The sequence below is a fragment of the Bradyrhizobium sp. USDA 3240 genome, assembly GCF_054063295.1.
The window spans coordinates 8,435,706-8,458,988 of the sequence record NZ_JBSSGD010000002.1 but is presented as its reverse complement, the minus strand read 5'-3'; the positions used below and the strand labels follow the sequence as shown (position 1 = coordinate 8,458,988).

General features: G+C 65.5%; 17 protein-coding genes. 13 read left to right on the top strand and 4 right to left on the bottom strand.

What is annotated here, in order from left to right:
- Positions 1 to 26: 26 nt before the first annotated feature.
- Positions 27 to 2,528 (bottom strand): penicillin-binding protein 1A, encoded by a 2,502-nt coding sequence (locus ACVIGA_RS40355; protein WP_456670410.1) that lies wholly within the window; start codon positions 2,526 to 2,528, stop codon positions 27 to 29.
- A 280-nt stretch (positions 2,529 to 2,808) separates the two neighbouring features.
- A complete protein-coding gene (locus ACVIGA_RS40350) occupies positions 2,809 to 4,128 on the bottom strand; it encodes an N-acetylmuramoyl-L-alanine amidase (protein WP_456670409.1) in 1,320 nt (439 codons plus the stop codon).
- Positions 4,129 to 4,833: 705 nt separating this feature from the next.
- Here ACVIGA_RS40350 and ACVIGA_RS40345 point away from each other — a divergent pair.
- The gene (locus tag ACVIGA_RS40345) at positions 4,834 to 8,040 is read left to right on the top strand and encodes an Rne/Rng family ribonuclease (protein ID WP_456670408.1); all 3,207 of its coding nucleotides are present in this window, start codon (positions 4,834 to 4,836) and stop codon (positions 8,038 to 8,040) included.
- 106 nt (positions 8,041 to 8,146) lie between these two features.
- Positions 8,147 to 9,379, top strand: coding sequence for an FAD-dependent oxidoreductase (locus tag ACVIGA_RS40340; protein ID WP_456670407.1), 1,233 nt, complete (start codon positions 8,147 to 8,149; stop codon positions 9,377 to 9,379).
- Positions 9,380 to 9,393: 14 nt separating this feature from the next.
- Here ACVIGA_RS40340 and ACVIGA_RS40335 read toward each other — a convergent pair whose 3' ends face one another.
- Positions 9,394 to 10,728 carry a dicarboxylate/amino acid:cation symporter gene (locus ACVIGA_RS40335; protein ID WP_456670406.1) on the bottom strand — a complete coding sequence of 445 codons (1,335 nt, stop codon included), beginning with the start codon at positions 10,726 to 10,728 and terminating at the stop codon, positions 9,394 to 9,396.
- 185 nt (positions 10,729 to 10,913) lie between these two features.
- Positions 10,914 to 12,101, bottom strand: coding sequence for a pyridoxal phosphate-dependent aminotransferase (locus tag ACVIGA_RS40330; RefSeq protein WP_456670405.1), 1,188 nt, complete (start codon positions 12,099 to 12,101; stop codon positions 10,914 to 10,916).
- Between the two features lie 226 nt (positions 12,102 to 12,327).
- Between ACVIGA_RS40330 and ACVIGA_RS40325 the strand changes: the two genes are divergently transcribed.
- The 11 genes from ACVIGA_RS40325 to ACVIGA_RS40275 all read left to right on the top strand — a co-directional run bounded on the left by ACVIGA_RS40325 (position 12,328) and on the right by ACVIGA_RS40275 (position 23,281).
- A complete protein-coding gene (locus tag ACVIGA_RS40325) occupies positions 12,328 to 13,734 on the top strand; it encodes a M48 family metalloprotease (RefSeq protein ID WP_375780770.1) in 1,407 nt (468 codons plus the stop codon).
- Positions 13,735 to 13,820: 86 nt separating this feature from the next.
- Positions 13,821 to 14,588 (top strand): DsbA family protein, encoded by a 768-nt coding sequence (locus tag ACVIGA_RS40320; protein WP_375780769.1) that lies wholly within the window; start codon positions 13,821 to 13,823, stop codon positions 14,586 to 14,588.
- A gap of 134 nt (positions 14,589 to 14,722) precedes the next feature.
- Positions 14,723 to 15,682, top strand: a complete 960-nt coding sequence (locus ACVIGA_RS40315) for a hypothetical protein (RefSeq protein WP_456670404.1) — start codon at positions 14,723 to 14,725, stop codon at positions 15,680 to 15,682.
- 124 nt (positions 15,683 to 15,806) lie between these two features.
- Entirely contained in the window at positions 15,807 to 16,583 is a 777-nt protein-coding gene (locus ACVIGA_RS40310) for a DUF1236 domain-containing protein (RefSeq protein WP_456670403.1), read from the top strand.
- 300 nt (positions 16,584 to 16,883) lie between these two features.
- Positions 16,884 to 17,345: a type II 3-dehydroquinate dehydratase gene (gene aroQ, locus ACVIGA_RS40305; RefSeq protein ID WP_342711091.1), complete on the top strand. Its 462-nt coding sequence runs from the start codon at positions 16,884 to 16,886 to the stop codon at positions 17,343 to 17,345.
- A gap of 52 nt (positions 17,346 to 17,397) precedes the next feature.
- Positions 17,398 to 17,904 carry an acetyl-CoA carboxylase biotin carboxyl carrier protein gene (gene accB, locus ACVIGA_RS40300; protein WP_456670402.1) on the top strand — a complete coding sequence of 169 codons (507 nt, stop codon included), beginning with the start codon at positions 17,398 to 17,400 and terminating at the stop codon, positions 17,902 to 17,904.
- A 24-nt stretch (positions 17,905 to 17,928) separates the two neighbouring features.
- Positions 17,929 to 19,287 (top strand): acetyl-CoA carboxylase biotin carboxylase subunit, encoded by a 1,359-nt coding sequence (gene accC / locus ACVIGA_RS40295; RefSeq protein ID WP_456670401.1) that lies wholly within the window; start codon positions 17,929 to 17,931, stop codon positions 19,285 to 19,287.
- 99 nt (positions 19,288 to 19,386) lie between these two features.
- Positions 19,387 to 20,925, top strand: a complete 1,539-nt coding sequence (locus tag ACVIGA_RS40290; protein ID WP_456670400.1) for a sensor histidine kinase — start codon at positions 19,387 to 19,389, stop codon at positions 20,923 to 20,925.
- Positions 20,922 to 21,362, top strand: coding sequence for a response regulator (locus tag ACVIGA_RS40285; protein WP_223967892.1), 441 nt, complete (start codon positions 20,922 to 20,924; stop codon positions 21,360 to 21,362). Before ACVIGA_RS40290 ends, ACVIGA_RS40285 begins: the two co-directional genes overlap by 4 nt.
- A complete protein-coding gene (locus tag ACVIGA_RS40280; RefSeq protein ID WP_456670399.1) occupies positions 21,359 to 22,450 on the top strand; it encodes a sensor histidine kinase in 1,092 nt (363 codons plus the stop codon). The genes ACVIGA_RS40285 and ACVIGA_RS40280 overlap by 4 nt, the downstream gene beginning before the upstream one ends.
- Positions 22,451 to 22,603: 153 nt before the next feature.
- Positions 22,604 to 23,281 carry a hypothetical protein gene (locus ACVIGA_RS40275; RefSeq protein WP_456670398.1) on the top strand — a complete coding sequence of 226 codons (678 nt, stop codon included), beginning with the start codon at positions 22,604 to 22,606 and terminating at the stop codon, positions 23,279 to 23,281.
- The last annotated feature ends 2 nt before the right edge of the window (positions 23,282 to 23,283 follow it).

The following is a 23,283-nucleotide window of genomic DNA, read 5'->3' as shown; positions in this document are numbered from 1 at the left end:
TCCCGGCGATTCGGCCGAAACGACCGCTAATACAGCCCCCCGGTTCCCGGCCGCATGAAGAAGCCGCCGTCGGGCTGTCCGCCACTCTGCGACGGCTGCGGACCAGGTGCTGGGCCGCGGCCGTCGGCATCGGCGACACCGATCACCGAGTAGTTGTCCGGCGGCGCGGTGCCCGGCTTGAAGGCTTCGAGGATGGTGTTGCCGCTATCGCCCGGGCCGGAGCGCATGCCGGTCTTGGCGTCGACGCGGATCAGCTTGATGCCGGCCGGAACCTTGAACGGCGTCGGCGGCTTGTCGGCGAGCGCAAGCTTGAGGAAGTCGCGGGCGATCGGAGCCGCGACGTGACCGCCGGTGGCGGTGCGGCCGAGATTGCGCGGCTTGTCGTAGCCCATGTAAACGCCGACCGCGAGATCCGGCGAGAAGCCGACGAACCAGACGTCCTTCTCGTCGTTGGTGGTGCCGGTCTTGCCGGCGATCGGCTTGCCGACCTCCTTCACGACGGTCGCGGTGCCGCGCTGGACCACGCCTTCCATCATCTCGGTGATCTGGTAGGCGGTCATCGGATCGAGCACCTGCTCGCGGCGGTCGACGAGTTGCGGCTCCGGCTGGCTCTTCCAGCCGCCCGGCGCGTCGCAGCCGCGGCATTCGCGGGTGTCGTGCTTGAAGATGGTGTGGCCGTAGCGGTCCTGGATGCGATCGATCAGCGTCGGCTTCACGCGACGGCCGCCATTGGCGAACATCGAATACGCCGTGACCATGCGCATGACGGTGGTCTCACCGGCACCGAGCGCATACGACAGATAGTTCGGCAGTTCGTCATAGACGCCGAAGCGTTTGGCATACTCGCCAACCAGCGGCATGCCGATGTCCTGCGCAAGCCGCACCGTCACGGTGTTGAGCGAGCGCTGCAGCGCGTTGCGCAGCGTGGTCGGGCCGTAATACTTGCCGGACGAATAGTTCTCCGGACGCCACACGCCGGCGCCCTGCCCCTGATCGATCTCGATCGGCGCGTCGATCACGGTGGTCGACGGCGTGTAGCCATTGTCCAGCGCCGACGAATACACGATCGGCTTGAACGACGATCCGGGCTGCCGGTAGGCCTGCGTCGCGCGGTTGAACTGGCTCTGGTCGAACGAGAAGCCGCCGACCATCGCGAGCACGCGGCCGGTCCACGGATCCATCGCCACCATGGCGCCGGAGACTTCAGGCAATTGCCGCAGGCGATACTGGCCCTCGACCGCACTGCCGTCCTTGGTCACCAGCGGGTCGGCATAGATCACGTCGCCCGGCTGCAGCACCTGCGAAACCGCCGTCGGCGCCTTGCCTTTGCTCTTCGCCCAGCGCACGCCGTCCATCGTGATGATGCCGGTCTGCCGTTCCTTGCTGACCGCGCCGCCGAGCTCGCGGCCCGGCTGGAAGCCGATCCGCGCCGACTGATCACTGGTCTCCAGCACGACTGCCATCCGCCACGGCGAGATGTCGGAGAGCGATTTGACATCGGCCAGCTTGACGCCCCAGTCGCCGGAGACGTCGAGCTTGTGCACCGCCCCGCGCCAGCCCTGCGCTTCATCGTAATTCACGAGGCCCGCGACCATGGTCTTGCGCGCCATCACCTGGATCTTGGGATCCAGCGTGGTCCGGACCGACAGGCCGCCCTCATAGAGCTTCTTTTCGCCGTAGCGCTCGAAGATGTCGCGGCGGACTTCCTCGGCGAAATATTCGCCGGCGAAGATGTGCGCGCCGTTTGAGCGGCTGGTGACGTTGAGCGGATCCTTGCGCGCCTTGTCGGCGTCGGCCTGCTTGATCCAGCCGTTCTCCAGCAGGCGGTCGATCACATAGTTGCGGCGTTCGATCGCGCGGTCACGGTTGCGCACCGGATGCAGCGCGGCCGGCGCCTTCGGCAGCGAGGCCAGATAGGACGCTTCCGCGATCGTCAGCTCGTTGACCGACTTGTCGAAGTAGACCAGCGACGCCGCCGCGATGCCGTAGGCGCCGAGCCCGAGATAGATTTCGTTCAGGTAGAGCTCGAGGATGCGATCCTTGGAATAGGCGCGCTCGATGCGCATCGCCAGCAAGGCTTCCTTGATCTTGCGCGCGAACGAGACCTCGTTCGTCAGCAGGAAGTTCTTGGCGACCTGCTGGGTGATGGTCGAGGCGCCCTGCGGGCGGCGGTTGGAGCCGTAGTTCTGCGCATAGACGATCGCAGCGCGCGCCATGCCCTGATAGTCGATGCCGCCGTGCTCGTAGAAGTTCTTGTCTTCGGCAGCGAGGAACGCGTTGATCACGAGCTTCGGCACCGCCTGGATCGGCAGATACAGCCGGCGTTCCTTGGAGTATTCGCCGAGCAGCGCGCCGTCGGCGGCGTGCACGCGGGTCATCACCGGCGGCTCGTAGTCCTGGAGCTGCGAATAGTCGGGCAGATCCTTGGAGAAATGCCAGATGGCGCCGGCGACGGCAGCGACCCCGACCAGGAACACGACGGTTCCGGCGGCGAACAAGAAACCCATGAACCGCACGAGCAGGCGCATTATCGACGTTCCGTTCCTACCCTCCGGCGCTCAATCGTCAGAAGCGCCTGTCCAAAAGTGCGAAGCCTCACATAACGGAGGCCTTTACATTCGAGGCCTTTGCAGTGAGGCCTTTACTTCAAAGCCTTGGCCCAGCGAGCCGCCTTGCGCACGCGAATAAACAAAAGCCGCCGGACAATATGGTCGATTCTGCGGACCTGCGGTCCCTTGTCTATAGCGTCGCTGCTGTGGCCAAACTAGGGCTTCCGGGCCACGGCCCGGGCTTTTCAGACGGCCAATTTCACTTTGCCGGTCCGGCGGTTGCCAGCCGTTTGGCGAAGAACGCGTCGATCGCCTGGACCATCGATCCGACGGCCTTGTTGCGCCAGTTCTCGGAAACCAGATGCTCGAGGTCGCCCTTGTTGGAGACGTAGCCGATCTCGACCAGAACCGACGGCACGTCGGGCGCCTTCAGCACCCGGAAGCCGGCCGATTTCAACGGATGCTTGTGCATCCGCACCGTGGACTTCATCTCGTCCATCAGCAGGCGGGCGAAGCGGTTGGAGAAGGTCTTGGTCTCGCGCTGCGCGAGGTCGATCAGGATGTCGGCGACCTCGGTCGGCTCGTCGGTCAGGTTCACGCCGGCGATCGCGTCGGCCTTGTTTTCCGCTTCCGCCAGCCGTTCGGCCTCGGCGTCGGACGCCTTGTCCGACACGGTGTAGATCGTGGCGCCCTGGGCGTCGCCCTCGCGGCGCGGCAAGGCATCGGCGTGGATCGAGACAAACAGTGCCGCGGATTGCGAGCGGGCAATCTTCACCCGGTCGTTGAGCGGGATGAAGGTGTCGTCGGACCGGGTCATGACCACGCGATATTTGCCCGACTTCTCGATCCGGTCGCGCAAAGCGAGGCCGAAGCCCAGCACCAGGCTCTTCTCGGTCTGGTCGCCGGACTGGGTGCCGTTGTCGATGCCGCCGTGACCGGGATCGATCACGATCAGCGGGCGCGAGTCGGTGGTCGCGACCGGCGGCAATGCCGCCGTGGTGACGGCGGGGATGCTTGCCGTGTTGCCTTCGGAGATCGCGGGCTTCAATTCGGGCCGGCTCTCCGGCGCGAGCGACTGCACGAAGCTGGTGCGATCGACCTGCTCGAAGTCGAGCACCAGCCGCGGCGGCTGGCCATTGGCGGCATCGAGCACATAGGAATTGGCGATCTTCACCGGGCCGGTCATGTCGAACACGATCCGGGAGCCGCCGGGCATCACGAGGCCATAGCGGAACGCCTTCACCAAGCCCCGCGCCGCCGCGCCGGTGCCGGCAGCAAGCTGGAAATTGACCTGCGGGATATCGACCACGACACGGTAGGGGTCGGCCAGCGGGAAGGCGCGAAACTCGATCTTGCGGTCGAGATCGAGGATGAATCGGGTCTGCTTGTCGTCGCCGGCGAGCCTGGCGCCGGATGCGATCGGGAAATTCGGAGCGTTGGCGGCAGAAGCAGTGGCGGCCGGCTGGCCGTCCTTTGGTCCCTCGGCCGCGCTCGGGGCGCTGGCCACCGCAAGCGCCAATGCTGCAGCGCACAACAGTCCGCATCCCAAGAAAACAAGGTGTTTTGCGCGGTTCTCCACCCGATTCGGAGCCTCCCAGCTGCTTCTTACCGCATTAGAACCGCACGGTTAATCGCAGGCTAATGACGCGCCGGTGAAAAGAACCGAGTGTTGCGGCGGCGTGACGCTTCCCTTGCACGCGGCGGGCAATCCACGTATGTACGGAGTGCTGACGGCTAGTACTCCCGGTTGTGTCACGTTCAGCCTCTTGGTGCAGCGGTGGAACCTTCCAAGTCGAAGATCCCGCCGTGTTTTTCCGGTCCCTCCCCAGCCAGCGCCGCGCGCGGCTGACACGGAGAGGCGGATTCAAGCCCGAGCGGCGTCCGGTCCCAGACACACTCCCTCGCCAGAGGGACGGTTTGAGACACGGCGTAACCGATTATCCGGCCCCTTGGGGCCTCGATATGCGATGGCCGGCAGGCGCTTCGGCGCCAGGCGGGGCCTTCAGCAAAAGATACGGCGGTCAATTTCGCCGCCAACATGTTTAGACGGGCCGACGCTTAATGCGCCAGACTGCATTGCCGACCAGGATCCCCCCAATGATCGCGCTGACGCGAGGTGAAAACTTCGCCCGTCGCATCATCCCGGTGGGTTCCCGTCCGGCGCTGCGCCGCGAGACGCGTTTTGGCCTTCCCCTCACCCCCGAATCAGGTGGACCGTCGCGTCACCGGGCGGCGCAGTTTGCGCGCGCCATGATCCGCGCCCGCCGCCGTCAAGAGCCCCAAAATGCCCAACAAGATGTTGATCGATGCCACCCACCCGGAAGAGACCCGGGTCGTTGTGGTCCGCGGCAATCGCGTCGAAGAGTTTGATTTCGAGACCGCCCAGCGCAAACAACTGCGCGGCAACATTTACCTCGCCAAGGTCACGCGCGTAGAGCCGTCGCTGCAGGCTGCCTTCATCGAGTATGGCGGCAACCGACACGGCTTCCTGGCCTTCAGCGAAATCCATCCCGACTACTACCAGATCCCGGTCGCCGACCGTCAGGCGCTGATCGAAGCCGACGAGCGCGCCCATCGCGAGGCCGAGGAAGAGCACGAGAACCGCGGCCATCGCCGCCGGTCGCGCCATCGCAACGCCCGCCGCCGCGGCCATGGCGACCGCGTCCAGAGCGAGGTGATCGAGGGTGCGGGCGACGCGCAGACGCAGCCGGCAACCGAGGCTCACGAACATTCCGTCGATAGCGGGCATCATGAACATGATGCCCGGCATCACGAGCACGGCGTGGTCGCCCATGAGGGTCACGAGCATGAGGCGCATGATCATGCGCATCACGACGACCATCACCATGAGCATGAGCATCACCATGACCATGGTCACGACGATCATGGCCACGATGATCACGATCATCACCACGACCATGATCATGCGCACGATCACGACCACGCCCCCGTAACGAGCCAGGCGCCGGCCGCCGACGCGCCGTCCGATCCCGTTGTCGCGGTGGTCGAGGCCTCCGTTGCGTCAGCCGCGCCGGAATTCGTCGAGACCGCCGAGGTCAATCATGAGCCCGAGCGGGCCCGTGAGGAACAGGTCGCGGAAAACGCCGCGCATGCCGACGACGCACCGCACGGGGCTGCCGATGAAGTCCACGCCGCCGCCGATGAGCACGGCGTCGCCGACTACGCAACGCTTGCGGACGGAGCCGCGGCCGAGGCTCGGCATGGCGACGATGCCGGCGAAGACGATGACGAGGATGACGGCGAGGAAGAGGATGTCGTCGAGTCCGTCGGCGGCGACGACGCGCTCGAGGAGGTTCCGGAGCGCGCGTTCCGCCCGCGTCGCCAGTACAAGATCCAGGAAGTGATCAAGCGCCGGCAGGTGATGCTGGTGCAGGTCGTCAAGGAAGAGCGCGGCAACAAGGGCGCCGCGCTGACCACCTATCTGTCGCTCGCCGGCCGCTACGCCGTGCTGATGCCCAACACCGCGCGTGGCGGCGGCATCAGCCGCAAGATCACCTCGGCCCAGGACCGCTCGCGGCTGAAGGAAGTGGTGCAGGACCTCGACGTGCCCGAGGGCATGGGGATCATCCTACGCACCGCCGGCGCCTCCCGCAGCAAGCCGGAGATCAAGCGCGACTTCGAGTACCTGATCCGGATGTGGGAGACGGTGCGCGACCTGACCTTGAAGTCGCAGGCGCCGACGCTGGTCTATGAGGAAGGCTCGCTGATCAAGCGCTCGCTGCGCGACCTCTACAACAAGGAGATCGACGAGATTCAGGTGGCGGGCGAAGCCGGCTACCGCGAAGCGCGCGACTTCATGAAGATGCTGATGCCGGCCAACGTGCGCGCGGTGAAGCAATATCGCGACGGCCAGCCGCTGTTCTCGCGCATGGGCGTCGAAAGCCAGCTCGACGCGATGTTCTCGCCGACTGTGCAGTTGCGCTCCGGCGGCTACATCGTGATCAACCAGACCGAGGCGCTGGTCTCGATCGACGTCAACTCCGGCCGCGCCACGCGCGAGCACCATATCGAGGACACCGCGCTCAAGACCAATCTGGAAGCCGCGGAAGAAGTCGCGCGTCAATTGCGTCTGCGCGATCTCGCGGGCCTGATCGTCATCGACTTCATCGACATGGACGAGAAGCGCAACAACCGTGCGGTCGAGCGCAAGCTGTCCGACTGTCTGCGCCAGGACCGTGCCCGGATCCAGGTCGGCCGCATCTCGCATTTCGGCCTCCTGGAAATGTCGCGCCAGCGCATCCGCGCCAGCGTGCTGGAGAGCTCGACCGAGCCCTGCCCGCAATGCGGCGGAAGCGGTCACGTCCGTTCGGTCTCGTCGGTGGCGCTGCAGCTGCTGCGCGGCATCGAGGAGATCCTGATGAAGGGCGCGACCCACAATCTGGTGGTCCGCACCCGCACCGATGTCGCCCTCTACGTGCTCAACCACAAGCGCGGCCATCTGCGCGACCTCGAGGACTCCTTCCGCGTCTCGCTGTCGATCGTCGCCGACGCCACGGTGCACGGCCAGCAATCCTACATCATCGATCGCGGCGAGCAGGTGCATACGCTCGAAGCCGCCAAGGCGCTGCTTGCTGCACAAGCTGCCGCTGCGCCGGCGCAGGCCGATGAGCCGGATGACGAGGAAGAACTGTTCGAATACGAGGCCGAGATCGAGACCGACGAGACCGAAGGCCTCGTCGACGACCGGGCGGCCGGCGAGGAAGCAGGTGCCGCTGACGGCGAAGGCGACGGCCAGCGCCGCAAGCGCCGCCGTCGGCGCCGCGGCCGTGGTGGCGCCAACGAGCCGCGTGACGGTGCTCCGCAGCCGCGCGAGGACGGCGATCTGATGCATGTCCTGCCTGATGGCACCGAGGTGGTTGCCGCCGCGGATGCGGAAGGCGACGAGGATGAAGGCGGCGAAGCGCAGGGCGCGGCCGGCGACGACCCGGCCGGCAACGGCGATCGCCGTCCACGACGCCGCGGACGTCGTGGCGGCCGCCGGCGGCGCGGCACTGGCGGACCGGAAGACGGTCTCGCCGGATCGATCTCCGATGAGTTGAGCCCCGCGGCGGCCCCCGAGGCCACCGATGCGGTCGCCGATTTCGACAGCCACGATGCGGAGCCGGCGCCCTCGCTCGCGCAGCCCGAGCTGTTTGCCCCGCCGGCGGAATGGCAGCCGATCGAGGCCGCACCGGTTGAGGCGATTGCAGCACCCGAGCCCGAGCCCGAGCCTGTCGTGGCGCCTGCCGCCGAGGACACGGCGGACGCCGACCGCGCCCAGCGGCGCCGCTCGACGGTGCGTGAAAAGGTCAGCTTCGCGTCGAACCCGCAGCCCGAGGCCGCGGCGCTGGCTCAGAGCCCGGCGGAGGAAGCTGCCCCCGCCCCTGAACCCGCGGCCGCTGCCCCGCAGTCCACACCGGACGCCGCCACGGCCGAGGCTCCGGCCCGCAAGGGCTGGTGGTCGCGCCGCTTCGGCGGCGGCGGCAACTAGCGCCACCTGGAAGTCAAAACGCCCCGTTCACGCCGGGCGTTTTTATTGCACAGGCCATCCGTTCGTCAGACGCCGGCGTGACGGAGCCTGACGGAGACGGATCCCGATGCAAAGCGCGATCGTTCTTGGCGGCGGCATGGTGGGCGTCAGCACGGCGCTACACCTGCAACGCCGCGGCTGGTCGGTGACGCTCGTCGATCGCAAGGAACCGGGCCGCGAGACCAGCTACGGCAATGCCGGCATCATCCAGAGCGAGGCGGTGCGGCCCTATCCGATGCCGCGCGATCCGGCCACGCTTGCCAGGATCGCGATGGGACGCACCAACGACGTGCGTTACCGTCTGGCCTCGTTGCCCCGGCACGCCGGTCCGCTGCTGCGCTATTGGTGGAACTCGACGCCCGAGCGGCACCGCGAAGCCACCATCGCCTGGGCGCGCCTGATCGCCTACGCCACGGCAGAGCATGACACGCTGATCCGCGATGCGCATGCCGACAATCTGATCCGCCGCGCCGGCTATCGCCTGCTGCATCGCGACCCGGCGGCACTGGAGCAGGCGATCGCAGTCGCCGAAGAGAACCAGCGTGACTTCGGCGTGCAGTTTCGCGTGCTTGACGGCAGCGAGCTCGCCAAGGCGGAGCCCTTGCTGCGCGACGACTTGCCCGGCGCCATTCACTGGCTTGGGCCATGGACCGTGTCGGACCCTGGCGGCCTGGTCTCGGCCTATGCCGGATTGTTCGAGCGTCTCGGCGGCACGCTGCTGCGCGGCGACGCGCAGACGCTGACCGAGACCACAACCGGCTGGTCGGTCGACACGACCGGCGGCCGGATCGATGCCGCCCACATCGTGATCACGCTCGGGCCATGGTCACCGCAATTGCTGCGCAAGTTCGGCTACCGGATCCCGCTGGTGCGCAAGCGCGGCTACCATATGCATTACCAGGGCGGTCGCTCGCTCGACCTGCCGCTGGTCGACACAGCGAATGGCTATGCGATGGCGCCGATGGCCAAGGGGGTCCGCATCACGACCGGCGCGGAGCTGACCAGCCCCGACGCGCCGGCGACGCCGATTCAGCTTGGCCATGCCGAAGCGGCCGCACGCGAGCTGATCGAGATCGGCAGCCGCGTCGAGCCCGAGCCCTGGTTCGGCACCCGCCCCTGCACCACCGACATGCTGCCGGTGCTCGGACCTGCGCCGCGCCATCGCGGGCTGTGGGTGAATTTCGGTCACGGCCACCAGGGCTTTACGCTGGGCCCGGCGACGGCGCGGGTGCTGGCCGAAACGATGAACGGCGAGGCATCCTCGGTGGACACCTCGCCGTATCGGCTGGATCGCTTCTGACCGCTGACGCGGATTTACTCCGTCGTCAGCGCGGTCTCCAGGTCGGTCGGGTCGATCTGCCGGGCGAGATTGGCGTTGAGCTTGTCGCGATCGAGCTCGCCTTCCCACCAGGCGACGATCACGCAGGCGACGCCGTTGCCGCACAGATTGGTCAGCGCGCGGCACTCGCTCATGAACTTGTCGATGCCGAGCACGATCGCCATGCCCGGCACCAGCCGCGGATCAACCACGGCAAGCGTTGCCGCCAGCGTGATGAAGCCCGCGCCGGTGATCCCCGAGGCGCCCTTCGAAGTCAGCATCGCCACCACCAGGATCGTGAGCTGCTGACTGAACGAGAGGTCGTAGCCCAGCGCCTGCGCGATGAACAACGTCGCCAGCGTCATGTAGATGTTGGTGCCGTCGAGGTTGAACGAATAACCCGTGGGCACCACGAGGCCGACCACCGACTTCGAGCAGCCGAGGCGCTCGAGCTTCTCCATCAATGACGGCAGCGCGCTCTCGGAGGACGAGGTGCCGAGCACGATCAGGAGCTCGTCCTTGATGTAGGCCAGGAACCTGAAGATCGAGAACCCGGCGATCCGCGCGATGATGCCGAGCACCACGAGGACGAACAGGGCTGCGGTCAGATAGAAGGTCGCAATCAGCCCCATCAGGTTGAGGATGGCGCCGGTGCCGAACTTGCCGATGGTGAAGGCCATCGCGCCGAACGCACCGATCGGCGCTGCCCGCATCACGATCGAGATCACGCCGAACACCGCATGCGCGGCGTCGTCGATGAACGAGCGGATGGTGTGGCCGCGCTCGCCGAGGCCCATGATCGCAAAGCCGAACAGCACCGAGAACAGCAGCACCTGCAGGATCTCGCCCTGCGCGAAGGCGCCGACCACGGTGTCCGGAATGATGTGCAGCACGAAGTCGACGCTCTTCTGCGCTTCCGCCTGCTTGGCATAGCCGGCAACCGCCTGGGCGCTCGCCGCCGCGCCACCGAAGCCCGCGCCCGGCTTCACGATATTGCCGACGAGCAATCCGATCACCAGCGCGAAAGTCGAGACGACCTCGAAATAGACCAGCGCCTTGACGCCGATGCGGCCGACCTTCTTGGCGTCCTGGATATGGGCAATGCCCGAGACCACCGTGCAGAAGATGATCGGCGCGATCACCATCTTGATCAGCTTGATGAAGCCGTCGCCGAGCGCCTTGATCCACTCGTTGGTGGCAATGCCGGGCCACAACCAGCCAACCAGCGCGCCGAGCACGATCGCGATCAGAACCTGGACATAGAGAATCTTGTACCACGGCTTGCCACCGGCAGACGCCGGTGAAGCCGTGGCAACGGTTGCCGTTGCCATGTGTCACTCCCCCTCAGAAATGGCGGAAATAGCCAAGATCAACTTGGCCGTTCGAGTCAAACTGGAACTGTTTGCGCCCTGCCGCTTATCCGCGACGATCTGCCGCGCACCGCGCGGCCGCGATCACGGCGCCGGATGCGAAATCGATCTGTCTGACAAGACGGAAGGCTCTCGAACTTCGCGGGCTATTTAAGCCAATGCGCGATCCGCGCAACTGCTTCCTGCATCTCCGCCGCCGAGCGCGCATAGGAAAATCGGATGAAGGCACGGCCGTGGATCGGGTCGAAATCGACGCCCGGGGTCGCTGCGACATGCGCCTTCTCGAGCATCTCGCTGGCGAACGCGAAACTGTCGGAGGTGAAGTCGGAGACATCGGCGTAAAGATAGAATGCGCCGTCGGCCGGCAGGAACTTGGTCAGCCCGGCCTTGGGCAAGCCTTCGATCAGGATGCGGCGATTCTCCTGATAGCCGCGCTTGATCGCCTCCATCTCCTCGCGGCCCTCGAACGCCGCTTCGGCGGCGATCTGCGACAAGGTCGGCACCGAGATCGACAAATTCTGCTGCAGCCGCTCGATCGGCCGCACCAGCACGTCGGGCACCACCATCCAGCCGACGCGCCAGCCGGTCATGCAGAAGTACTTCGAGAACGAGTTGATCACGAGTGCGTTCGGCGACAGCTCCGCCGCCGTCACCGCAGGAAACGCGTAGTCGAGGCCGTGATAGATCTCGTCGGAGATGAAGCGGATGCCCGCGCTGTCGGCGGCGGCCATCAGGCTCGACAGCGCCTCGCGCGACATCATCGTGCCGGTCGGGTTCGCAGGGCTGCCGACCAGCACGCCCTTCAGCGGCGCCTTGCGATGGGCAGCCAGCAGCGCCTCCCCGGTCAGCGCGTGGCGGGTCTCGCCGGAGGTCTCGATCAGCACGGGCTCGCAGCCGAGCGCCGTCAGGATGTGCCGGTAAGGCGGATAGCCCGGCACGGTGACGGCGACCCGGTCGCCCGGCTCGAACATCGCAAGAAACGCCAGGATGAACCCGCCCGACGAGCCCGTGGTGACGATGATGCGCTCCGCATCGACCGCGCAGCCATACGTGTCGCGGTAATGCCGGGCGATGCGCGCGCGCAATGAGGGGATGCCGAGCGCGGAGGTGTAGTCGATCCGGCCACCGGCAAGGGCGGCCTGTGCGGCCGCGATCGCCGGCTTCGGCGCGCCCTCGGCGGGCTGCCCCACCTCCATGTGGATGACATGGCCGCCGGCGGCCTCGATTCGCGCCGCCGCGGCCATCACGTCCATCACCATGAACGGCGGAACATCGCTCCGGCCGGACGCTGTCAAAAGGCTGCTCACACGGTCTCTCGCTGTCGCTTCAGGCATGGATTTCTGCTATGGCACGGCCGCTGCCGAATTCGGGTTCCGATACCGGCTACCGCCCCAGACTGGCCGCATTCGGTGGCTCCTTATAACGCTTTCAGGCCAAGTGAATACCCGGTTCGCGTGAAGAAGAACTGCAAAAACAACAGACTGTGCCACGCGCCTGATCCGGTCGGGTCGGGAACCGGACTTTGCCGCGGCGCGGCCAGCCATCGCCGATAGATCGCCCATGCTGTTCCGCCTCACGCTGCGCACCAAGACCTCCAAGCTGACCGCATTGCTCACCGCGGTTGCGCTCGCCGTCGGCCCCGTCGTCCCTGCGCGCGCCCAGCAGAAGGGCCCGCCGGTGCTGCGCGACACCGAGTCCGAGCAGCTGCTGCGCGAATATACCAGGCCGATCCTGCGCGCCGCGGGTCTGGAGAAGCAGAACATCCAGATCGTGATCATCAACGACGGTTCGTTCAACGCCTTCGTCGCCGACGGCCGCCGCATCTTCGTCAATTACGGCGCGCTGCTGCAGTCGGAGACACCGAACCAGATCATCGGCGTGCTGGCGCATGAAACGGGCCATCTGGCCGGCGGCCATCTCGCCAAGATGCGCGAGCAGCTTGCGCAGGCGCAGACCCAAATGATCATCGCGATGCTGCTCGGCGTCGGTGCGCTGGCCGCAGGCGCTGCGGGCGGCGGTGTTGGAAACGGCCTCTCCAGCGCTGGAGCTGCCGCAATCTCGGCGCCGCAGTCGGTCATTCAGCGCACGCTGCTCTCCTACCAGCGCCAGCAGGAGGAAAACGCCGACCGCGCCGGCGTCAAGTTCCTGAACGCGACCGGCCAGTCGGCCAAGGGCATGTACGAGACGTTCAAGCGCTTTACCGACGAGAGCCTGTTCGCCGCGCGCGGCGCCGACCCCTATTTGCAGTCGCACCCGATGCCGGTCGATCGTGTCTCGGCGCTGGCGGACCTGGCGCGCTCGAGCCCCTATTGGGACAAGAAGGACGATCCGGCGCTGCAGCTGCGCCACGACATGATGCGCGCCAAGATCTCGGGCTTCATGGAGCGGCAGGACACGGTCTATCGCCGCTATCCGCTGTCCAACACCAGCATGCCGGCGCGCTATGCCCGCGCGATCACCACCTATCTGCACGGCGACCTGCGTTCGGCGATCGCGCAGATCGACGGGCTGATCCAGGTGCAGCCCAACAATCCCTATTTCTACGAATTGCGCGGCCAGGCACTGCTCGAAGGCGGTCGGCCGGCGGAGGCCATCGCGCCGCTGCGCCGCGCGGTGCAGCTCTCCGGCAATTCGCCATTGATCGAGATGCTGCTCGGCCAGGCGCTGGTCGCCTCCGACAACAAGGGCTACACCGACGACGCGATCAACATGCTGCGCAACGCCGTGGCGCGCGAGCCGGAGGCGCCGATAGGCTATACCCAGCTCGCGATGGCGTATGGCCGCAAGGGCGACTATGCCCAGGCCGACCTTGCCTCGGCGCAGGCCGCCTATCTCCGTGGCGACAACAAGACGGCCCGCGAACTGGCCTCGCGCGCCAAGACGCGGTTTGCGATCGGCACGCCCGGCTGGGTCAAAGCTGACGACATTGTGAGCGCCAAGCCGATGCCGGGTCAGAAAAACAACTAGAAATAAACCGTAGTTCCATACAACGATCACCGAAACCGGCCCGCGGCCCTGCCGTATTTCGGGCCACCTCGAACAAGGATTTTGCCATGCCAGCGCTTCGTTTTCTCGCCCCTGCCCTGCTCGCGCTCGGCATTTGCGCCGCACCGCTGACTGCGTCCGCGCAGAGCTTCAACGATACCCAGCGGGGCGACATCGAGACCATCGTGCGCAACTACCTGATCGCGCACCCCGAGGTGCTCGAAGAGGCGATGAACGAGCTCAGCAAGCGGCAGGCCGCCGCCGAAGCCGAGAAGCATGAGCAGAGCGTCGCCAAGAACGCCGACACGATCTTCAACTCGCCGCGCGGCGTCATGATCGGCAACAAGGACGGCGACGTCACCTTCGTCGAGTTCTTCGATTACAATTGCGGCTACTGCAAGCGCGCGATGTCCGACATGCTCGACCTGATGAAGTCGGATCCGAAGCTGAAGGTCGTGCTGAAGGAATTCCCGGTGCTGAGCCAGGGCTCGGTCGAGGCCGCGCAGGTCGCGGTCGCCGTGCGCATGCAGGATCCGACCGGCAAGAAGTATCTCGAGTTTCACCAGAAGCTCCTCGGCGGCCGCGGCGCCGCCGACAAGGCGCGCGCGCTGGCGGTCGCCAAGGAAGTCGGTCTCGACATGACCAAGCTCGAGAAGGACATCGCCAGCCCCGAGGTGAAGGCGACCATCGAGGAGAACTTCCGCCTCGCCGAATCCATGGGCATGAACGGCACCCCGAGCTACGTGATCGGCAAGCAGGTCGTGATCGGCGCGGTCGGCGTCGATGGTCTCAAGGAGAAGATCGGCATTGCCCGCTGCGGCAAGGCGACCTGCTGATCGTCGCTTCACCAGCGCTCATCCATTCAGCAAAATCCGGCTGCCCTGGCAGCCGGATTTTTTATTCGCGGCACCGAACCGCTTTCGCGCTGGCTGCAACCAAGGGGCATCACCAACAACGGAAGCTGCGCGCCATGCCACTGGCCCCGCCAACACTGGCCTCGCCAACCCTTGCTCCACCAACCCTTGGCTACGATTTCACGCTGCTGAAGACGGCGCCACAGCGTGGCACCGACCACGATCACGGCTGGTGCTACGGCCTGCCGCCGGGCATTCGCAGAGAGCAATGGCCGCTCAGTCCCCACGACGGCTTTCCGATGCAGCACTGCTTCACGCTGCGCGTCCCGGCGCAGTATCGCGCCAAGGGTGACGCCTATGTCGCGCTCGCCATGTTCGCCGATCAGCAATATGACGAACCCGACGAGATCGACGCGGTCGCGCAATATCTCGCGGCAGAGACCATCGCGCGTCCAGCCGATCCCAATCTGCTGCCCTACTTCGCCTATCGGCAGAACCGTCATTCGATGGAGTTTCGGATGAAGGACATCATCGATCACAATTTTGCGGCGATCTGGCTCACCGAGACCGAGTTTGCCGGACCGCTCTGCCGGCCGCCGGAGCTTGCCGGCAATCCGCTGCTGGAAGCCAACTCGCCTCCACGCTGGCTGGTGAAGGGCGCGGCGCGCACCGCGTTCGACGTCAATGTCGGCCGCACCCGCACCGACGCGCTGGAAAAGACGTACTGGTACCGCCTGTTCGGCGGCATCCCCGAGACCGGGCACCACGCCTACGGCATCGCCCTTGCACCGCGCAACGACGATCCCAACGTCGGCAAGCCGCCGCGCGATCATCTGCTGCACAAGGGCGAGCTCGGCGACTACATCGCGCCTTCCGACGAGCAAGGCAGAGCACGCGGCCTCGAGCGTTTGCACGGCCGCAACCATCTCGGCGGCACGATGTTTCCAAACCAGTGGACGCCGAAATACAGCGCGACCTATCTCGAGATCGAAGAGCATTTCGGCGGGTTCAATTTCGGCGGCGGCAACGGCCAGCTCGACCTTGCGAGCATGGAGTTCGACTGGGCCTGCGGTTGAAACGCAAATCGTTCATCGCGCATTCACACAAGAGACAAACCGCGGGGAACCGCTAATCAATAGGAACATCGCGCATCCTCTCCCGTTGTCGGCGCGGGCAATGCTGAATAACGAGGAGAATATGATGTCTAACCGCTTTCTGATTTCGGTCGCTGCGGCGGCTTTGATCGCAGGTACCGGATTTGCGAATGCACAGAGTGCCGGCGGCGCGAACAAGGAGACCGGAGCCGGCGGTGGCGCGACCGTGCAGCACTCTGCACCGTCCGGTGGTGCATCGTCGGGCACCATGCAGCGCGATACGGGCGGCATGAAGGATGACTCGCCAGGCATGAAGGGCGCCGAGTCCGAAAAGTCCGGCCCCGCCACCAAGGGTGCACAGGAGAACACGCAGAAGTCGAAGAGCATGAGCTCGGAGAACGATGCGACCAAGGGCGCCAAGGAAGGTTCGAAGGACATGAAGGCCGAAGGCCGCGACAAGGGCGGCAACATGAAGGCCGAGGAGCATGACAAGAGCGGCAAGATGAACAACGCCGCCGAGAGCCGTGAGAAGAGCGGCGCCACCACCAACCAGAACGCTCAGACCAAGAGCCCGACCGACACCAACCGCGCCCAGACCACGACGGGCAACGCGGCGACGTCGGCCACCGCGGCGCCGCCGGCCGAGAAGCGCACCCAGATCTCGACCGCGATCAAATCGGAGCACGTCACCGAAGCCACCAACGTGAACGTCAACATCGCCGTCGGCACGCGCGTCCCGGCCGACGTGCACTTCTACCCGGTGCCGGAGCGCGTCGTGACGATCTATCCGGAGTGGCGCGGTTACGAGTTCATCCTGGTCCACGGGCGCTACATCATCGTGCAGCCGGAGACCCACGAGATCGTCTACATCATCGAGGGCTGACCTCGGCCTCGGCGCGAGGGTGCCTTGACGGGCCCTCGCCTCGATCTCAACCCCGCCCCCTCAGGGGCGGGGTTTTGCATGCGGCTGCAGCTCGCAGTCGCCAGTGGATGGCTGGCGGGAGCACAGCCGAGGGGCGCCCACCTCCGGATTTGGTTAATCAGCAATTTCCATAGGTTACGCCAGCTATCTAACAGGCCGGAGGAAGCTGTTGAAGAGGTTCCGATTTCACCTAAAGACTTCCCCTGCGGCCGGTTGTTACCTATAACCCGGCCCACTTTCCCTTCGCCGGAACCTCTGGAAATGGCTGCTGCCGGAACGATCTATGTGCTGAACGGCCCGAACCTCAACCTGTTGGGGACGCGCGAGCCGGAGACGTACGGCCATGCCACCCTCGCCGACGTCGAGAAGCTGTGCGCGGACACCGCGCGGCAGTTCGGGTTGACCGCCGATTGCCGGCAGTCCAACCGCGAGGGCGAACTGATCGACTTCATCCATGAGGCCCACGCCAAGAAGGCGGTCGGCATCATCATCAACGCCGGCGGCTACTCCCATACCTCGATCGCGCTGCATGACGCGCTGGTTGCGGTCAAGATCCCGGCCGTTGAGGTCCATGTCAGCAACATCCACGCCCGCGAGAGCTTCCGGGACCACTCGTTCACTGCTAAAGCCGCCTTCGCGTCACTTTGCGGCTTCGGCATCGACGGCTACCGGCTTGCGATCATCGGCCTCGCCACCAGGATCGGTGCGAAGGCAAAGACTTAATCGTCAATCCTGACGTTCCCCGTCACCAGACAGAGATTTCGGATCAAACAACATGGCGCGCCAGCCAGACGACAAATCAGCCGTAAAGTCCAAGAACGACTCCAAGAACGACGTCAGGAGCGACGACAGCGTCCTCATCCGCGAGCTCGCGCTGCTGCTTGCCGAGACCAACCTCACCGAGATCGAGATCGAGCGCGCCGGCCTGCGCGTCCGGGTCGCACGCAACATCAGCATCGCCGCCTCCGTGCCGTCAGCCGTGCATGCGGTTGCCGCGCCGGTGGCCGTGCCGGCTGCCGCCACTGCCGCCACCGACATGGCAAAGCACCCGGGTGTCGTGCCCTCGCCGATGGTCGGCACCGCCTACTGGGCTCCGGAACCCGGCGCCAAGCCGTTCATTGAAGTCGGCAGCAAGGTCACGGCCGGCCAGACGCTTCTGATCATCGAGGCGATGAAGACGATGAACCAGATCCCGTCGCCGCGCGCGGGCACCGTGACGCAGATCCTCATCGAGGACGGCCAGCCGGTCGAATTCGGCGAGCCGCTCGTCATCATTGAATAGCTTCCGTCAACGTCAGGCGCTGCGATGTTCGACAAGATCCTCATAGCCAATCGCGGCGAGATCGCGCTTCGCGTGCTCCGGGCGTGCAAGGAGCTCGGCATCGCCACCGTCGCGGTGCATTCCACCGCCGACGCCGACGCCATGCATGTGCGGCTCGCCGACGAGAGCGTCTGCATCGGCCCGCCGCCGTCGAAGGATTCCTATCTCAACATCCCGGCGCTGCTGGCCGCCTGCGAGATCACCGGCGCCGACGCCGTGCATCCCGGCTACGGCTTCCTGTCCGAGAATGCGCGCTTCGCCGAAATCCTCGCCGACCACAATCTGGGCTTCATCGGACCGAAGGCCGAGCACATCCGCCTGATGGGCGACAAGATCGAGGCCAAGAAGACCGCCAAGCGCCTCGGCATTCCCGTGGTGCCCGGCTCGGACGGCGCGGTGACGGCGGACGACGACGCCATGACGATCGCCAGGGAAATCGGCTTCCCGGTGCTGGTGAAGGCGGCGGCCGGCGGCGGCGGCCGCGGCATGAAGGTCGCCCACACCGAGGCTGACCTCGCGCTGGCGCTCACGACTGCGGCCAACGAAGCCAAGTCGGCATTCGGCGACGCGTCGGTCTATCTGGAGAAATACCTGCAGAAGCCGCGCCACATCGAGATCCAGATTCTCGGCGACGGCCGCGGCGGCGCCATCCATCTCGGCGAGCGCGACTGCTCGCTGCAGCGCCGTCACCAGAAGGTCTGGGAGGAAGGCCCCTCGCCGGTGCTCGCGGCCGCGGCGCGCGCCAGGATCGGCGAGACCTGCGCCAAGGCGATGCGGGACATGAAGTATCTCGGCGTCGGCACTATCGAATTCCTCTACGAGGACGGCGAGTTCTATTTCATCGAAATGAACACGCGCATCCAGGTCGAGCATCCCGTCACCGAAAGCATCACCGACATCGATCTGGTGCTCGAGCAGATCCGGATTGCGGCGGGCGGCGAGCTTCCGGCCAAGCAGAGCGACATCGCGATCATCGGCCACGCCATCGAGTGCCGCATCAATGCGGAGAACCCGCAGACCTTCCGCCCCTCGCCCGGACGGATCACGCAATTCCATGCGCCGGGGGGCCTCGGCGTGCGGATCGATTCCGCCGTCTATCAGGGCTACGTGATTCCGCCCTATTACGACTCGCTGGTCGGCAAGCTGATCGTGCACGGCAAGACCCGCGGCGAGTGCCTGATGCGGCTGCGCCGGGCGCTGGACGAGATGGTGGTCGACGGCATCGAGACGACGTTGCCGCTTTTCCGCGCGCTGGTGCGCGAGCCCGACATCATCGAGGGCGACTACCACATCCACTGGCTGGAGCAGTATCTCGCCGGCCAGCCATCCGACGCCCCGAAATAGTTTGGAACCCGGTGGAACCCAAAGCCCAGTTCAAACGTACTAAGGGTTATTGGCTTTCCACGGGGACGCATTGAATCCCACTCCTGCGAAGAGACCGTCGTGACACAAGTTTCACGACGCCGGTCCACGTTACAGATCCTGCTGCTTTCGGCGGGATTTTTCGTGCTGGTCGCGATCAGCGTGGCGTCCGTCCTGCTGGTCAACAAGGCACGCGAGGACAATGCCCTGGTGGTCCATACGGTCGAGGTCGAGAGCCAGGTCGCCAACCTGCTGCTTGACATCAGGCGCGCCGAGAGCGCGACCAGGGCCTATCTGCTGACATCAGCACCACAATACCTGTCCGAGTACCAGTCGGCCGCGGCAGGGCTCCCGGCCGCGCTCGGTCACCTTCAGATGATGACCGTCGATAATCCGGCGCAGGTCGCCAATGCCGCGAAGCTGAAGGCCGCCGTCGAGCAGCGCCTCGCCGAATTCGCCCTCGGCGTCGAGCGCGTCAAGAACAACGACGTCGCCACCAGCGTCGACATCCTGCGCAAGGGCACATCGACCGATGCGGTCGAGGCGATCGCCCGGATCGGCCGCGACATGCGCGCCGAGGAGGATCGCCTGCTGGCGGCGCGCACCGCAACCGCGGACCGGACGCAGGTGCTCGCCTCCTCCGTCACCATCGCCGGCTCCTGCATGGTGCTGGCGCTCGCCGCCCTCTCTCTCGTGCTGCTGCGGCAATCCTCGCGGGCGCGCGACGACGCCGAGGCCAGGCTGCGCGACAACTACGTCAATCTCGAAACCATCGTCGACGAGCGGACCGCCGACCTGCGCGAGGCCAACGAGGAAATCCAGCGCTTCGCCTATATCGTCAGCCACGACCTGCGCTCGCCGCTGGTCAACATCATGGGCTTCACCAGCGAGCTGGAGGAATTGCGCGGCGACATCTTCAGACGCATCGCCACGCTCAATCGCACCGCATCGCTGGCGCCGGCGATGGAAGATGCGACCGACGTGGCCGAGCCGGAGCTCGAAGGCTCCGACAAGCAGCTATCCGACGATTTCAACGAATCGCTCGGCTTCATCAAATCCTCGATCGCCAAGATGGACCGCCTGATCAGCGCCATCCTCAATCTCACCCGCGAGGGCCGCCGCGAGTTCAAGCCGGAGCGGATCGATCTCCGCGAGCTGATCGACAGCATCGTCAAGACGGTCGCGCATCAGGCCGCTGAGGCCAATGCGACCGTCGAGATCGGCGCTTTGCCGAATATCGTCAGCGACCGCCTCGCGCTGGAGCAGATCTTCTCCAACCTGATCGACAATGCACTCAAATACCTCAAGGACGGCGTCCCCGGCGAGATCGCGATCGAGGGCCGCACCAAGCTGGGCTTTGCGATCTTCGAAGTGACGGACAACGGCCGCGGCATCGATCCGAAGGACCACCAGCGCATCTTCGATCTGTTCCGCCGTGCCGGAACCCAGGACAAGCCCGGTCAGGGCATCGGGCTTGCCCATGTCCGCGCACTTGTGCGCAGACTGGGCGGCACCATGTCGGTAGCATCGGAACTTCACAACGGCAGCACGTTCACCATCACGCTGCCCATCAAATGGTCAGGCAAGAACTCAGGCAAGAACCGGGATAGGGAATCATGAGCGATCCAGTCACCATCATCATGATCGAGGACGACGAGGGCCATGCTCGCCTGATTGAGCGGAATATCCGGCGCTCAGGTGTCAACAATGAGATCGTCCCGTTCACCAACGGTACAGAGGCCGTCAACTACCTGTTCGGCAAGGATGGCAGCGCGGTCGAGCGCAAGAACCAGGCCCTGCTCATCCTGCTTGATCTCAATCTGCCTGACATGACCGGCATCGACATTCTGAAGCGGGTCAAGGAAAACAAGCATCTCAAGGCGACGCCGGTAGTCGTGCTGACCACGACCGACGACTCCCAGGAGATCAAGCGTTGCTACGAACTCGGCTGCAACGTCTACATCACCAAGCCGGTGAACTACGAAAGCTTTGCCAACGCCATTCGCCAGCTTGGCCTGTTCTTTTCCGTGATTCAGGTGCCGCCAGCTTCAATATGACCAGCGCAACGCCGACACTGCTCTATATCGACGACGACGCGGCGCTGGCGCGCCTGGTCGAACGCGGGCTGACGCGCGCGGGCTACAAGGTCGTGCACGCCGCAAGCGGCCAGGACGGTCTCGACCGGCTCGCGCAGGGCGGCATCGACGTCGTCGCGCTCGACCAGTACATGCCCGGCCTCGACGGGCTGGAGACGCTGGAGCAGATCCTCAAGATCGCGGACGCACCGCCGGTGGTGTTCGTCACCGCCTCGCAGGATTCGGCGATCGCCGTCACCGCGCTGAAGGCCGGCGCGGCGGACTATCTGGTCAAGGACGTCAGGGGCGAATTCATCCCCCTGCTCCAGGTCGCGGTGAACGGCGCGATCAGGCGCGCCGCGATCCAGAAGGCGCGCGACGAGGCCGAGGCCGAGGTGCACGCTTCACGCGACCGCTACGCCGCGCTCGCCGCCGAGCGCGAGGTTCTGTTGCGCGAGGTCAACCATCGCGTCGGCAATTCGCTGCAGATCATCGCCTCGCTGCTGCATCTGCAGGCCAATTCTTCGACCCAGCAGGACGTCAAGGCGGCGCTCACCAATGCGATGGGCCGTGTCGCAGCCGTCGCGCAGGTGCATCGCCGCCTCTACACCTCGCACGATTTCAAGACGGTGATGCTCAACCAGTATCTCGAGGCGCTGCTCGAGGATCTCAGGCGATCGGCCGAAGGCAACAAGATGTCGCGGCTGACGCTGAAGGCCGATCCGGTCGAGATCGATCCGGACCGCGCGGTCGCGATCGGCATCATCGTCAACGAACTGGTGATGAACGCCGTGAAATACGCCTATCCCGACGGCGCCGGCCCGATCCATGTCGAGCTGAAGCCACAGGCGGACGATTTGCAGCTTGCGATCAGCGATGAAGGCGTGGGCTTCTCCGACAAGGCCGATCCGCGCGGCACCGGCATGGGCCAGCGCATCGTCGCGGCGATGGCCGTCAAGCTCGACGCCAGCGTCGAGCGCGACCCCAGCCAGAAAGGCACCCGCTTCGTGGTACGGTTCCCGCGCGTCACCCTCGCTCGGGCGAAGTCGACAAGCGTCGCCGCCAGTTAGGCCGCTGACGGTAGCGGATTGATCGAGTTTTCGCGTTGGCGTTAACGGCCGCGTCACCCTGTTGTTCGATCGCAGCCGCCTGCCCTGACCGGGTTAAGACAAATCTGGGCATTGCTTGCCATGCTTTTCCCCCAGCTTGGCAGGAACGGCACGATGTTCGAGCGCAGGGTGGTTTTCGGAAAGAAGCAGGCGACCGCGGGTGATCCTAGGGAGCCCTTGCGTCCGGCACCGGGTGCCGACGGCGCGGCACCCAGCTTTCACAAGAGGCAGTGGGAAGATCCGCGGATCGGGCCGATGCTGCGCGATGCGGGGTTCGTGCCCGACGACGCAACCAGCATCGTGCCGGCGGCGGACAATCGCCTTGCCGTGTTTGCCGCGGCCAACCAACGGCTGCAGGAGCGCACCGAGAGTTTCAACCGTGACATGACGGCGCGCCACGGCCACTGCCATGCGTTGCCCTTCCTGGTCATCGACCACAAGATCTGGGACGGGCCGCATGGCGCGTTTCTCTACGCGCAGCTGGATCTGATCGGCTACGACGAGTGGAACGTGATCATGCTGGCGGAGGATCAGCAGACCACGGAAGCATGCGGCCTGGCGGGCCATCCCGGCTTCCTTCCGGCGGTGACGCAGCTCATGACCGAGCATGTGATCGCGTGGGAGGCGCGGCACAACGCCTTGCTCAAGGAATTCGGAATGACCGCGAGCGGCGGCCACCACGTCCCGCACGAGCAATATGAAATGGAAAAGGACGCGCTGCGCCGGGAGATCATCGACAAGGCCGGCTGGATGAAGCTGCGCATCATCGACGACCTTCTGAGCAAGAGCTAAAC